Below are 13553 nucleotides of genomic sequence, written 5' to 3'. Positions count from 1 at the left end.
ACCCAAATCCCACAGCCGTGTAACACTCTTGGGGCATAGCATCGGCAGGACTTCATTGGGGGGCTGCCCATGACCGCCGAGTTGCCGTTCGATCGCGGGATCGCCGATATCACCGCTATTGCCGATTTCATCCATTCGCGGCCGGCTATTCCCGAACGGATCGTCGAGCGGCGGCGGTTTCGGACGATCTGGATTTCCGACGTCCATCTCGGCACGCGCGGCTGCAATGCCGAGATGCTGGTCGACTTCCTCGATCATGTCGACAGCGAGACGATGTTCCTGGTCGGCGACATGATCGACGGCTGGCGGCTGAAGAAGCGGATCTATTGGCCGGCGGCGCACAACGACGTCGTCTGGCGACTGCTGAAGCGCGCCAAGCGTGGCACGCGCGTCGTCTATATCCCCGGCAATCACGACGAGGTGTTCCGCCAGTTCACCGGGCTCGACTTCGGCGGCATCGCGATCCAGCGCAACGCGATCCACGAGACCGCAGACGGTCGGCGGCTGCTGGTGCTGCACGGCGACGAATTCGACGCGATCACGCTGGCGCATCGTTGGCTCGCGCATGTCGGCGACGCCGCCTACACCGTGCTGATGGGCGTCAACCGCTGGGTAAACGCCGCCCGCCGCCGGATGAACCTGCCCTATTGGTCGCTGTCGAAGCACGCCAAGGCGAAGGTCAAGAATGCAGTGGCCTTCATCTCGCAGTTCGAGACGGTGGTCGCGCATGCCGCTGGCCTGAAGGGCGTCGACGGCGTGGTGTGCGGCCACATCCACACTGCCGAGATGCGCGACATCGCCGGTGTCGCCTATTTCAACGACGGCGACTGGGTCGAGAGCTGCACCGCGCTGGTCGAACATTTCGACGGCCGGATGGAGCTGCTGCACTGGGGCGACGAGATCGCCGCCCGCTCGCGCGACACCGTCGTCGCCATCGCCGCCTGACGGGAGAAGACCGATGCGTATTGCGATCGTCACCGATGCCTGGAGCCCGCAAGTCAACGGCGTCGTCCGCACCCTGCAGGCGGTCCGCGCCGAGCTCGAGGCGATGGGTCATATCGTACTGGTGCTCTCGCCCGAACGGTTCGCGTCGGTGCCATGCCCGACCTATCCCGAGATCCGGCTCGCCTTCGCGCGATCGGCGGCGGTCGGGCGAATGCTCGCCGCGTTCGGCGCGGATGCGATCCATCTGGCGACCGAGGGGCCGGTCTGCCTCGCTGCCCGCACCTGGTGCCTGGCGCGGGGGATCCCGTTCACGACCGCCTATCACACCCAGTTCCCCGACTATATCGCCGCCCGCACCGGCGCGAACCCGGAATGGATCTGGCGCTATATTCGCTGGTTCCACGCGCCGGCGCAGGCGATCCTGGCGTCGACCCCCTCAGTCGAGGCGACACTGGCGGCGCACGGGCTCGACCATGCCCGCGCCTGGGGCCGCGGCATCGACTTCTCGCTGTTCGGCACCGACGGCGCGCGCGATCCGGCATTCGCGGACCTGCCCGGCCCGGTGATGCTCTATGTCGGCCGCGTCGCGATCGAGAAGAATATCGAGGCGTTCCTGTCGTGCGAGCATCCCGGTACCAAGGTCGTCGTCGGCGACGGCCCGGCGCGCGCCGCGCTCGCCAAGCGCTTCCCCGAGGTCCATTTCCTCGGGCAGCGGGCGGGCTGCGAACTCGCTGCGGCCTATCGCTCGGCCGACGTGCTGGTCTTTCCCAGCCGAACCGACACCTTCGGACTGGTGATGATCGAGGCGCTGGCGTGCGGCACACCGGTCGCTGCCTATCCGGTGACCGGGCCGATCGACGTGCTCGACGACCGGGTCGGGGCGATGGACGAGGACCTGGCCGCAGCGATCGCTACAGCCCTAACGCGCGACCGGGTGACGTGTGCGGCCTATGCCGGGCGGTTCAGCTGGGCGACCAGCGCCCGGCAGTTCCTGCATGCGCTGGTGCCGCTGCAACCGCTCGCCCTCGCGGCCTAGAAGCGTCGCTTGCTTGACGGGCCAGCGCGCGGTACATCGTCCGCCATGTCAGGCCGCTCCGAAAGGGGCGGCCCTTTCTATTTTTACGGAGTTCACGCCGTGGCCCAGCCGCTCATGCCCCACGCGACCGCCTCCTGGATGGTCGACAATACCGCGCTCAGCTTCGAGCAGATCGCCGATTTCTGCGGGCTGCACATCCTCGAGGTCCAGGCGATCGCCGACGACACCGCCGCGACTAAGCTGACCGGGCGCGACCCGGTCCGCGCGCACGAGGTGACGCAGGAAGAAATCGACAAGGGATCGGCCGATCCCGATTACCGCCTGAAGATGATCAAGGGTCCAGACCAGGTCCGCCGCACCAAGGGCCCGCGCTACACGCCGGTCTCGAAGCGCCAAGACAAGCCCGACGGCATTTCCTGGATCATCCGCAACCATCCCGAGATCACCGATGGTGCGATCGGTCTGCTGATCGGCACGACTCGCACGACGATCGCCGCGATCCGCGACCGCAGCCACTGGAACATCGCCAACATCACCCCGAAGGACCCGGTCACGCTGGGCCTGACGACGCAGCGCGAGCTCGACGCCGCAGTGGCGAAGGCCGCGAAGGCGGCGGGCATGGAAGCGCCGACCGACACCCGGCTGGAGGGCGACCGCGAGGCGCTGCTCGAACAGCTCCGCGGCGAGCGCGCTCAGGCTGCGGCGGACGCCGAGTTCGTCGCGCAGGGCGGCGTGCTCCCGGTCAAGCCGCTGTTCGACGATCCGTTCAAGCGCTGACCTCGGGGCTCCCGCAAGCGTAGGAGCCTAAGAGAGAGTTGCTTCGCGACAACCCCGTCGTCATCCCAGCGAAGGCTGGGATCTCGTGAGGCGAACGCGCCACGCCGCCGCGGGAGACCCCAGCCTTCGCTGGGGTGACGGGACTTAGGGCGGACCGGGTGACCGATATCTGCCGGTCGCGGTGACGATCCAATCGGCGGGTGGCGTGCGGCGCAGCCGGTTGCTAGCTGCAACGCATGGCCACCGCATCCACCGACCGCGCACCGACCGCCCACAAGGGGCTGACCCACCCGTTCGGGGATACCGAACCCGGCGCCGGCGACACGATGCGCGTCGCCCCGGGGATCGATTGGGTGCGCCTGAAAGTCCCGGGACCGCTCAAACACGTCAATTGCTGGGTCCTGCAAGACGATGGTGGTGTCGCGCTGGTCGATACCGGCATGAACACGACGCACGCGCGCGACGCGTGGAAGGCAGTGTTCGCAGGGCCGCTCGCCGGTGTCCGCGTGACGCGGATGATCGGGACGCATTTCCACCCCGACCATATCGGCCTCGCCGGGTGGATGTGCGCGCGCCACCACTGCCCGCTGGTGATGACGCGGGGCGAATGGCTGACCGCACGGATGCTGCTCGGCGATGCGAGCGGGACCGTGCCCGAGGAGCAGATCAGGTTCTGGCGCGCAGCCGGCTGGGACGAGCAGCAGGTCGCGCAGGCCAGCATGCAGGGCTGGGGACTGTTCAGCCTCGTCACGCGGCCGCTACCGCTCGGCTTCACCCGGATCGCGGACGGCGATACGCTGACGATCGGCGCGCGCGACTGGCGCGTGGTGGTGGGATCGGGTCACAGCCCGGAACACGCGTGCCTGTACGATGCCGACGCTGGCGTGCTGATCGCGGGCGACCAGGTGCTGCCCCGGATCAGTCCGAACGTGTCGTTGACCGCCACAGAGCCCAATGCCGACCCGCTGGGCGAATGGTTCGCGTCGATCGCCAAGCTGAAAAGCCTGCCCGACGACCTGCTGGTGCTGCCCGGGCACGGCGATCCTTTCACGGGACTGCATGCGCGCCTGGACGCGATGGATAGCGAACATCGCGAACGGCTCGACGATCTGGCCGCGTTCCTGGTCGCGCCGCGGCGCGCGGTCGAGTGCTTCGGCCGATTGTTCAGCCGCGCGATCGGACCCGAGATGCTCGGCATGGCGACCGGCGAGGCACTCGCGCATCTGCGCCGGCTGGAGGTCGAGGGCAGGGCGGTGCGCGACACCGTCGATGGCGTGTGGTGGTGGCGCGCGACTTGATGTAGCTTCCGCGCCTGGACAGGAGAGGCGCATGTGCGACGATCATACCACCGAGGATAACGACCGGCTGCTGGGCGAAGTCTCGCGCCGCCAGTTCGGAATGATGACCGGGGCCGCGGGTCTCACGATGCTGCTGCCGGCACCCGCCAACGCCGCGCCGATCGCCGGCCGCGACGTCACGATCGCGACGCCCGACGGCAAGGCCGACGCCTATTTCGTCGCACCCGCCACCGGCAAGCACCCCGGCGTGCTGATCTGGCCCGACATCATGGGCCTGCGCCCCGCGTTCCGGCAGATGGCCGACCGGCTCGCGCAGTCTGGGTACGCGGTGCTGGTGGTCAACCAGTTCTACCGCTCGACCAAGGCGCCGTTCCTGAAGCCCGGCGAATCCTATGACCAGCCCGAGGTGAAGGCGCGCATTGCTCCGTTCCGTGCGGCGCTGAGCACCGACGGTACCGTCCGGGACGGCATTGCCTTCACCGGCTTCCTCGACAAGCAGCCGCAGGTTGATCGCAAGCGCGGGATGGCGACCACCGGCTATTGCATGGGCGGCCCGATGGTGATGCTGACCGCGGCGGCGGTGCCCGGCCGCATCCGTGCGGGCGCGACCTTCCACGGCGGCGGGATGGTCACCGACAAGCCCGACAGCCCGCATCTGCGCATCCCGCAGATGAAGGCACGCTACCTGATCGCGATCGCCGCCAACGACGACGCGCGATCGCCGACCGAGAAGGACACGCTGAAGGCGGCGTTCGCGGCGGCGAAGCTGCCCGCCGAGATCGAGGTCTATCAGGGCACGATGCATGGCTGGTGCCCGCCCGACAGCCGGGTCTACAACGCGGCGCAGGCGGACAAGGCGTGGGGGCGGATGCTCGCGCTGTTCGAGACCGCGCTGGTCTAAGCGTGCTTGACGGTAGGCGTGATCGGGTAGATGTTCCGCATCTGTTCATAGGGGGGATCCGATGACGCTGACATTCTACACCAATCCTATGTCGCGCGGGCGCATCGCGCGCTGGATGCTCGAGGAGGTCGGCGCGCCGTACGAGACGGTGGTGCTCGACTATGCGTCGTCGATGAAGGCCGCCGAGTATCTGGCGGTCAACCCGATGGGCAAGGTGCCGGCGATCGTTCATGACGGGCAGGTTGTGACCGAAGGCGCGGCGATCTGCGCGTATCTGGCGGAGGCGTTCCCCGATGCGGGGCTGGCGCCGACCGCGGACGAGCGCGCGGATTACTATCGCTGGCTGTTCTATGCGGCGGGGCCGGTCGAGGCGGCGGTGACCAACAAGTCGCTGGGTGTGGTGCCGACCGAGGACCAGCAGCGGATGGTGGGTTATGGGACGTTCGACACGATGCTCGATACGCTCGAAGCCGCGGTGTCGGCGCATCCGTTCATCGCGGGGGACCGGTTCACGGCCGCCGACGTCTATGTCGGCAGCCAGGTGATGTGGGGGCAGATGTTCGGGTGGATGCCGAAGCGCGACGCGTTCGTTGATTATGGTGCGCGGCTAGCGGAGCGAGAGGCGTATGTGCGGGCGGCGGCGATCGACGATGCGCTGATACCGAAGAAGGAATAGCAGACCTACCGACCCTACCCCCCGGCGAAGGCCGGGGCCCAATTGGGGGACGGCTGCGACTGCCGCTGACCTACGTTGCTCAGGCTATCCCATTTGGGCCCCGGCCTTCGCCGGGGTGGTGTGGCGGTTCAGGCCGCCCAGCCGGCCAGCCAGTCGGCGAGGGCTTGGGGGCCTGCCGAGCGGGCGTCGGACAGTTCCGTCTCATGCCCGGCGTTGAGCAGCTTGTTGGTCCGCGGGTCGACGACGAGCACGGCGGGGACACCCTTCAAGCGGCCCTTGATGCCGTAGCGTGCGGCGATCTGGCCGTTCTTGTCGAAGCGGCCGATGTCGACCGTGACGACGACGAAGTGCGCGTCGACGAAGCGCTTTACCTCGGGCAGGTCTATGGTGCCGGCGAGCAGGCGGCAGTCGAGGCACCAGTTGCCGCCGAGATCGATCAGCAGTCGCTTGTGCGTCTTGAGCGCACGGTTGCGGGCGGCGGCGACTTGCGCGTCCGCGTTCGCCTTCTCATCGTACGGAAGAGGCAGGGGGCTGGCGAGGTTGGTGAAGCTGGCAGCACTGACGCGGGGGGCTGCGACCTTCGCCGCTACCGGCGCGGCAAGCGCGAGGGTGGCCAGCGCGAGGGCGGCGAAACGGAATGCGGGCATGTTAGCCTCCGATGATGGCGCTGAGGAAGTCGGGGACCGGACCGTTCCAGCCATTGTCCGGCGCGTCGTCGACCGGGCGATCCCGGCGTGGTTCGACGCGGCTCGGTTCGGCTCGGCGCGGTTCGGCGCGACGGGGCTCGGAGCGAGATGCCGGGCGCGAGTCGACTGGCGTTTCTGCACGCACCGGCTCGGGACGATCGCGGCGCGGGGCGGCGGCCGGTTCTTCGCGGCGCGGACGCTCGGCGCGACGCGGGCGTTCGGTGCGGGCAGGGGCGACGGCGACCTCGGCGAGGACTTCGGCCTCGACCGCGGGTGCGACGGTGTCGGCACGGGGCGCGCGACGGGTGCGGCCGCGGCGGGGCGGCTCGGCGTCTTCGACCGGGACCGCGGTTTCGACCGGTACTGCCGGGGCGGCCGTGCCAAGGCGCTCGATGGTCTGACCGGTCAGCTTCTCGATGTTCTGGATGTTCTCGGCATCGTCGGGTGCGACGAAGGTATAGGCGGTGCCGGTTGCGCCGGCGCGACCGGTGCGGCCGATGCGGTGGACGTAATCGTCGGGGTGCCACGGCGCGTCATAGTTGATGACGGTCGACACGCCCTTGATGTCGAGCCCGCGCGCGGCGACGTCCGACGCCACCAGCACGTTGACCGCGCCGGTCTTGAACAGCTCCAGCTCGGCGAGGCGCTCGCGCTGCTCCATGTCGCCGTGGATCTCGCCCGACTTCAGACCCGCCTGCTTGAGGATCTTGTTGAGATCGCGGACCGTAGTCTTGCGGTTGCAGAAGATGATCGCGTTGGTGACTTCGGCCTGGTCGAGCAGGCGGCGCAGCGTCTCGCGCTTGGCGGACTGGCTCGCGACCGTGACGAGGTACTGCTTGATGTTGAGGTTGGTCGACGCCGGGCGCGAGACCTCGATGGTCTTGGGGTTCGACAGGAACTTGTCGGCCAGCTTCTTGATCGGCGGCGGCATCGTCGCGGAGAAGAGCAGGGTCTGGCGGGTCTTGGGCAGCTTGGCGCAGATTTCCTCGATATCGGGGATGAACCCCATGTCGAGCATCCGGTCGGCCTCGTCGATCACCAGCATCGAGCAGCCGGTCAGCAGGATCTTGCCGCGCCCGAACAGGTCCATCAGCCGGCCCGGCGTCGCGATCAGCACGTCGACGCCCTTTTCGAGCGCGGCCAGCTGGTCGCCCATCGATACGCCGCCGATCAGCAGCGCCATCGAGAGGTTCGAATTGACGCCGTATTTCTCGAAATTCTCCGCGACCTGCGCGGCGAGTTCGCGGGTCGGCTCCAGGATGAGCGACCGCGGCATCCGCGCGCGGCTGCGCCCGTGTGCCAGGATGTCGATCATCGGCAGCACGAACGACGCGGTCTTGCCGGTGCCGGTCTGGGCGATGCCGATGATGTCGCGCATCATCAGCACCGAAGGGATCGCGCCGGCCTGGATCGGCGTCGGCTCGGTATAGCCGGAGTCGGTGACCGCCTTCAGCAGTTCGTCGGATAGGCCGAGATCGGCGAAGCTCATGCAGTCAGGCTCATGCGTAATATCCGGATAAACGACGGGGGCGCAGGCGCGGTCCCCGAGACCGTCGGCGCTCGCGGATTTGACGCGAAATGTCAAGGAAACGTGGGGTTCGGCCGAGTAAAGAGCCGCTTCAGCGCTTGATCCGCAGCGACTTGAACCCTTCGATCTCGCAGGTCGCACCCGATCGCATGCGGATCGCGTCGCGATCCTGACAGATCAGCCCGTCGGCCGCAGGGCGGATATAGAAGCCGGAATAGTAATCGAGCGGCCGGCAGGCGCTTTCGAGCCTTGCGCGTAGTTGGGTACCATTTTCCATCATCAGGTCGACGATGCCGGGCTTGCCCATCACCGCGCCGGCGATGTCGCCGACCGCGACGCATTTGGGACCCTTGTGTTCCTTGAACTCGGGCGCGTTCGCGATGCTGCTGGCCGAGGGCTGGTGCGACATCCGCGGTACCCGGACGATGATTCGTTCATGGATCGAGAGCCGGGCGACCTGCGCCCCGCCGCGGTTGGCGCCGACCATGGCAGCCGCCGGAACGGCGAGCGCGAGCAGGGCAACAGGGATGGCTGGATGAAGCATGGATGACGCATGCGTTAGGGGCGCTCGTTGAACGCGAGGTGAACTGCGAGCGGTCGGCATGCGGAAAGTCACAAAAGTCATGCGCAGGGGCTATGTTTCGTATCGCATCGTCGGCGGGAGCCATGAGAAAGAGCCCGCGGACGCTGCTCGTGGATTTCCTACGTTGCAAGGGCCCGTGCGCGGTACTGGTGCGGGTGTCGCTGGATCAATCATCGATGACGCCAGCGTCAGGCGCGCCGGTCGAACGCCAGGCGAACTTTTACCTTAACTTCGTCATCCTGACGAAAGTCAGGACCCAGAGCCAAGCAGCGGAAACGCCTGTGACCCTGGATCCTGACTTTCGTCAGGATGACGGGGAGGGGGAAGGGGCGGATGGCGGAATGCTATCGCTACCGTTCCGCGCGCATTAAGAGCATCGCCATGACCCCCGAACAGACCCGCATGCTCGACGCGCTGGCGTCGCGGCTCGATGCCAAGGCGATCGTCACCGATGCCGCGGATATCGCGCCGTGGCTGGTCGACTGGCGCGGGCGGTATCACGGGCAGACGCCCGTCTTGCTCTCGCCCACATCGACCGCCGATGTGGTCGCGATCGTCCAGGCGGCGGCCGAGCACGGCGTCGCGCTGGTGCCGCAGGGCGGGAACACGTCGATGGTCGGCGGCGCGACGCCGCCTGCGGACGGCACCGCGATGCTGCTGTCGATGCGGCGGATGAACCGTATTCGCGACGTCGATGCGGCCGCGGGGCTCGCGGTGGCCGAGGCCGGCGTGATCCTCGACCATCTCGATGCGGCGGCACAGTCGCAGGGCCTGCGCTTCCCGTTGACGCTGGGCGCGCGTGGCACGGCGACGATCGGCGGGCTGGTGTCGACCAATGCGGGCGGCACACAGGTGCTGCGGTTCGGAACGATGCGCGGGCTGGTCGCGGGGATCGAGGCGGTGTTCGTGGACGGATCGGTGCATGACGGCCTGTCGGCGCTGAAGAAGGACAATCGCGGTTACGATCTGGACCAGTTGCTGATCGGGTCGGAGGGGACGCTGGCGATCGTCACTGCGGCGACGCTGCGGCTGGTGCCGGCGGTTGCGGCGCGCGCGGTGGCGTGGGTCGGGGTCGATGGCCCGGCGAGCGCGCTGCGGCTGCTGCGCCGGCTGCAGGGAGCGACCGAGGCGATCGAGAGCTTCGAGCTGTTGCCGGCCGAATCGCTCGCGGCGGTGATCGCGCATATCCCGGCGACGCGCGCGCCGCTGGCGGGCGATCATCCGTGGCACGTCCTGATCGAGGCGACGGCGGCGACGACCGATGGCGAGCCACCCGCGGCGTTGCTCGAACGGCTGCTCGGCGCCGCGCTCGCCGATGGCCTTGCCGCCGACGCGGTGATCGCCGCGAGCGAAGCGCAGGCCGACGCGTTCTGGCGAATCCGCGATTCGCTGTCGGCGTCGGAACGCGCGCTGGGTCCGGCGACGCAGCACGACATCTCGGTGCCGGTCGACGCGATGCCGCGCTTCATGATCGAGGCGAGTGCCGCGTGCGAGGCGCGCTTCCCCGGGACACGCGCCAGCGGGTTCGGGCATCTCGGCGACGGCAACGTCCATTTCCACGTCCGCGCCGCGCCCGGCACCGGTCCGGCCCGCTGGTACGGCGAGGATGCGCCGGTCGTCACGCGGTTCGTCGACGACCTGGTGGTCGCGGCGGGCGGGTCGATCTCGGCCGAGCATGGCATCGGCCAGATGAAACGCGGCGAACTGGAGCGGCTGTCGTCGCCGGCGCGGATGATGGCGTTGCGCGCGATCAAGGCAGCGTTCGATCCGCTCGGCATCCTCAATCCGGGCAAGCTCGTTACGCTTGCGCCGGACGCGCCCGCACCATAGAGCCTCGCGCCAATCGACCGCGCGTTGCGGCGCCCTTTCAATCGGCCGCACCATGCGGCTTCATCGACGTCTTTGGAGAGACTTATGGCCAGCGCTGCTCAGCTTCCGCTTTTCTACAACGGCCTTGAGCCGCTTTCGAGCGACACCCACGCCAACTACAAGGTCCGGACGCAGGACAGCGCGCCGTTCCTGGTCGGCCAGCATGCCATCCCGATCACCGTCGACGAATTCCCGCTGGTGCAGCGTCACATGCCGATCGTGTTCTCGATCGGCGACGACGCGATCCCGCTCGCGCTGATGGGCCTGAACGAGGGCGTCAACGTGTTCGTCGGCGACGACGGCAAGCTGACCGAGAACACCTTCTACGTGCCCGCGTACGTTCGTCGCTATCCGTACATGCTGGCGCGGCTGCACCCGGATGCGCAGGAGCTGTCGCTGTGCTTCGATCCGACCTCCGACGCGCTGGGCGAGTTCGAGGACGGCGACGCGCTGTTCGAGGACGGCCAGCCGACCGAGATGACCAAGAACATCCTGGCGTTCAACGAATCGTTCGAACAGGCCGGCGCGCGCACCCAGAACTTCATGAAGGAGCTGCGCGAGCTCGACCTGCTGATGGACGGCGAGGTCAGCATCCAGCCCGACGGCGCCGACCAGCCGTTCATCTATCGCGGTTTCCAGATGGTGAACGAGGAAAAGCTGATGGATGCGCGCGGCGATACGCTGCGCAAGATGAGCAAGTCGGGGATGCTGCCGCTGCTGTACGCACACCTGTTCTCGCTGTCGCTGATGCGCGACCTGTTCGGGCGCCAGGTCCAGCTGGGCAAGGCGCCGCAGCCGCAGCTCGGCTAACTGGACTTTCTCGGCTTAATTCAATCGCTATCTTCCGTCATGCCGGACTTGTTCCGGCATCCAGGGTACCGCAAATCCGAACGTATCGAGTTTGCGGTACCCTGGACCCCGGAACAAGTCCGGGGTGACGGTGTGCGTGGCGGGCAGGCGGGACGAGCAAAATCGTACCCGCCTTCGAATGGATTTCCGAAGGCTACCCAGCCCGATGGCACCGGTGTAGCGTCCTCCCGAACATAAGGGAGGCACCATGCCGGCATTCGAACGCACCGACCGTTACTCCACCGTCGCGATCTGGCTGCACTGGACGATCGCGCTGCTGGTGATCGTCAACCTGGCGGTCGGCATCCTCCACGATCCGTTTCCCGCGCTGCGTCCGTGGATGGGCGCGCACAAGGCGATCGGGATTACCGTGCTGGTGCTGACGCTCGGCCGGATCGCATGGCGGTTGTCGCATCCCGCCCCGCCGCTGCCCGCCGAGCTGCCGGCCGCGGAGAAGGGCGTCGCCCATGCGACCCATTTCCTGTTCTATGCGCTGCTGCTGGCGATGCCGCTGACAGGCTGGATGATGGTGTCGGGCTCGGAGAAGCGCGGGCCGCTCAACTGGTTCGGATTGTTCGATATCCCGTATCTGCCGGTGTCGAAGGCGGCGGGCGGGTTCGGCCATAGCGCACACGGCGTGCTGGGGTGGCTGATGGTCGCGCTGGTGGTGGTCCACGTCGCCGCGGCGCTGCGCCATCACCTGATCCTGCGCAACACTGTCCTCGCCCGGATGGCGCCGGTGGTTCGTCGCCGCTGACTTTTTTGCGACTTTTGAGCAACAGGGTTGAACCAAATTCGCGTTCGCCTATTTAGCTCTTGTACGGCATCGTGTCCCCCCCTTTCGCGGCGCCGTACGACACGCCTTTCAGGTGTGTCTCCTCCCTGAACCTTGGCCACTCCGTGCGATACCGCACGGGGTGGTTTTTTTTGGGTCTACTCCGCCGCCGCCGCGATGCGGGTGCCGAGCGCTTCGTCGGCAAGGGCGGAGAGCATGCGGCCCAGCAGCGCCGCGATCCCGGCAAAGTCTGCGCCGGGCGCATCGAGCTGCGGGTCGAGGTACAGCGAGCGGTCGAACTCCAGCTGGATCGCGTGAATGCCGCCTGCGGGGTTTGCGTGGCGCTCGAGGATGTGGCCGCCGGCATAGGGCGCGTTGAGCGCGGTGACATGCCCTGCTGCTGCCCCCTCGGCTTCCAGGCAGGCGACGAAGCGCGGATCGGCGGTGTGGCCGAAGCGATCGCCCAGCACGATCCGTGCGACGCTGCCCGGCGTGCCCAGCGGCGGCATCGAATGGACGTCGAGCAGCACCGCGATCCCGAACCGCGCTCGCGCCGCCGCCAGCGCCGCGGACAGCGCGGCATGATAGGGCCGGTGATCCTCGGCGATCCGGCGGGTCACGTCGCTGTCCGCGAACCGCCGCCCCCACAGGTCGCCGGCGCTCGAGGCGCGCCGCGGCACCAGCCCCAGCCCGCTGCGCAGCTTCGCCGACTGGTGCACCAGGGCGACCGGCCGGGCGCCCTCGTCGACCTTGGGGTCGCGTTCGTCCTCGCCGCGGTTGAGATCGATCCACGCGCGCGCCCGGTCCTGCACGAGCATCGTCTCGACGGTGCGCGCGGCCTGCGCGACCGCGTCGATAAGGCGGTCCTCCAGCGGCAGCACCGCCGCCATCGGCACCCGCAGCGCCTGACGCAGCGCCGGCGGATACTCGCGCCCGGCATGCGGCACCGACATCACCACCGGGCTTGCCGGCGGGGTCGCGCCGGTGCGCGTGAATGAGGGTGTCCGGGTCACCGGGGGACGCTAGGCGGTGCCATGGGCGAGGGCAATGCGCTGGAAATCTTAACCGCTTTGCGGCTAATGCCGGGTTCACGAACGATAGGGCATCCGAACCAAATGTTGCGAATTCTGCTGGCTGAAGACGACCAGGTCATGCGCGAATATCTGACCCGCGCGCTGCAGCGGTCGGGCTATGCCGTGACCGCGGTCGACCGCGGCACGGCGGCGATCCCGTTCCTCGAGACCGAGCGGTTCGACCTGCTGCTGACCGACATCGTGATGCCCGAGATGGACGGCATCGAACTGGCGCAGCGCGCGGGCGAGCTGTGCCCCGACCTGCGCGTGATGTTCATCACCGGGTTCGCCGCGGTCACGCTGAAGGCCGGCCGCACAATGCCGCAGGCGCGCGTGCTGTCCAAGCCGTTCCACCTCCGCGACCTGGTGATGGAAGTCGACCGGATGTTCGAAACGGATAATGTGTCGGGGGTGCACTGAAGCGCTTGCGGTTTCCGCAAACGACGCTAGAGACGCTGCGACGTGGGCGTGTAGCTCAGTGGTAGAGCACTGTGTTGACATCGCAGGGGTCGCAAGTTCAATCCTTGCCACGCCCACCATGAAAAGCCCTGGTAGCG

15 protein-coding genes and 1 tRNA gene are annotated in these 13553 nt (G+C 67.8%); 12 read left to right on the top strand and 4 right to left on the bottom strand.

The genetic code is table 11. The features are described from left to right. Positions 1 to 69: 69 nt before the first annotated feature. The 6 genes from SJY20_RS14915 to SJY20_RS14890 all read left to right on the top strand — a co-directional run bounded on the left by SJY20_RS14915 (position 70) and on the right by SJY20_RS14890 (position 5633). Positions 70 to 945, top strand: a complete 876-nt coding sequence (locus tag SJY20_RS14915) for a UDP-2,3-diacylglucosamine diphosphatase (protein ID WP_380787698.1) — start codon at positions 70 to 72, stop codon at positions 943 to 945. 13 nt (positions 946 to 958) lie between these two features. After that, entirely contained in the window at positions 959 to 1981 is a 1023-nt protein-coding gene (locus SJY20_RS14910; RefSeq protein ID WP_380787697.1) for a glycosyltransferase family 4 protein, read from the top strand. A gap of 99 nt (positions 1982 to 2080) precedes the next feature. Continuing rightward, positions 2081 to 2758, top strand: a complete 678-nt coding sequence (locus SJY20_RS14905) for a cell cycle transcriptional regulator TrcR (protein WP_380787696.1) — start codon at positions 2081 to 2083, stop codon at positions 2756 to 2758. Positions 2759 to 2994: 236 nt separating this feature from the next. Further along, complete coding sequence (locus SJY20_RS14900) at positions 2995 to 4056, top strand: MBL fold metallo-hydrolase (protein WP_380787695.1); 1062 nt, start codon at positions 2995 to 2997, stop codon at positions 4054 to 4056. Between the two features lie 31 nt (positions 4057 to 4087). Beyond that, positions 4088 to 4957 (top strand): dienelactone hydrolase family protein, encoded by an 870-nt coding sequence (locus SJY20_RS14895; protein ID WP_380787694.1) that lies wholly within the window; start codon positions 4088 to 4090, stop codon positions 4955 to 4957. Between the two features lie 61 nt (positions 4958 to 5018). Further along, a complete protein-coding gene (locus SJY20_RS14890; RefSeq protein ID WP_380787693.1) occupies positions 5019 to 5633 on the top strand; it encodes a glutathione S-transferase family protein in 615 nt (204 codons plus the stop codon). Positions 5634 to 5761: 128 nt separating this feature from the next. On the opposite strand, the gene SJY20_RS14885 is transcribed toward SJY20_RS14890, so the two are convergent. The 3 genes from SJY20_RS14885 to SJY20_RS14875 all read right to left on the bottom strand — a co-directional run bounded on the left by SJY20_RS14885 (position 5762) and on the right by SJY20_RS14875 (position 8391). After that, positions 5762 to 6280 (bottom strand): thioredoxin family protein, encoded by a 519-nt coding sequence (locus SJY20_RS14885; protein WP_380787692.1) that lies wholly within the window; start codon positions 6278 to 6280, stop codon positions 5762 to 5764. A 1-nt stretch (position 6281) separates the two neighbouring features. Continuing rightward, complete coding sequence (locus tag SJY20_RS14880; protein WP_380787691.1) at positions 6282 to 7808, bottom strand: DEAD/DEAH box helicase; 1527 nt, start codon at positions 7806 to 7808, stop codon at positions 6282 to 6284. A gap of 130 nt (positions 7809 to 7938) precedes the next feature. Continuing rightward, entirely contained in the window at positions 7939 to 8391 is a 453-nt protein-coding gene (locus SJY20_RS14875; RefSeq protein WP_380787690.1) for a hypothetical protein, read from the bottom strand. Between the two features lie 92 nt (positions 8392 to 8483). Here SJY20_RS14875 and SJY20_RS14870 point away from each other — a divergent pair, with 92 nt between their 5' ends. From SJY20_RS14870 to SJY20_RS14855, 4 genes are all read left to right on the top strand, one after another. Further along, positions 8484 to 8801, top strand: a complete 318-nt coding sequence (locus SJY20_RS14870) for a hypothetical protein (RefSeq protein WP_380787689.1) — start codon at positions 8484 to 8486, stop codon at positions 8799 to 8801. 10 nt (positions 8802 to 8811) lie between these two features. Next, on the top strand, positions 8812 to 10260 hold the full coding sequence (locus SJY20_RS14865) for an FAD-binding oxidoreductase (RefSeq protein ID WP_380787688.1): 1449 nt from the start codon (positions 8812 to 8814) through the stop codon (positions 10258 to 10260). An 84-nt stretch (positions 10261 to 10344) separates the two neighbouring features. Next, the gene (locus SJY20_RS14860) at positions 10345 to 11109 is read left to right on the top strand and encodes a SapC family protein (RefSeq protein WP_380787687.1); all 765 of its coding nucleotides are present in this window, start codon (positions 10345 to 10347) and stop codon (positions 11107 to 11109) included. A 247-nt stretch (positions 11110 to 11356) separates the two neighbouring features. Then, positions 11357 to 11905 carry a cytochrome b gene (locus SJY20_RS14855; RefSeq protein ID WP_380787686.1) on the top strand — a complete coding sequence of 183 codons (549 nt, stop codon included), beginning with the start codon at positions 11357 to 11359 and terminating at the stop codon, positions 11903 to 11905. 176 nt (positions 11906 to 12081) lie between these two features. On the opposite strand, the gene SJY20_RS14850 is transcribed toward SJY20_RS14855, so the two are convergent. Beyond that, positions 12082 to 12876 carry an N-formylglutamate amidohydrolase gene (locus SJY20_RS14850; RefSeq protein WP_380788733.1) on the bottom strand — a complete coding sequence of 265 codons (795 nt, stop codon included), beginning with the start codon at positions 12874 to 12876 and terminating at the stop codon, positions 12082 to 12084. Positions 12877 to 13038: 162 nt separating this feature from the next. Between SJY20_RS14850 and cpdR the strand changes: the two genes are divergently transcribed. Then, positions 13039 to 13416, top strand: a complete 378-nt coding sequence (gene cpdR / locus SJY20_RS14845; RefSeq protein ID WP_380787685.1) for a cell cycle two-component system response regulator CpdR — start codon at positions 13039 to 13041, stop codon at positions 13414 to 13416. Positions 13417 to 13460: 44 nt separating this feature from the next. Continuing rightward, a tRNA-Val gene (locus SJY20_RS14840) sits at positions 13461 to 13535 on the top strand. The last annotated feature ends 18 nt before the right edge of the window (positions 13536 to 13553 follow it).

Origin of the sequence: Sphingomonas sp. R86521 (assembly GCF_042466235.1) — a bacterium.
Taxonomy (GTDB): domain Bacteria; phylum Pseudomonadota; class Alphaproteobacteria; order Sphingomonadales; family Sphingomonadaceae; genus Sphingomonas.
Note: the sequence above shows the minus strand (reverse complement) of the source record. Positions and strands in the feature narration are given on the sequence as shown.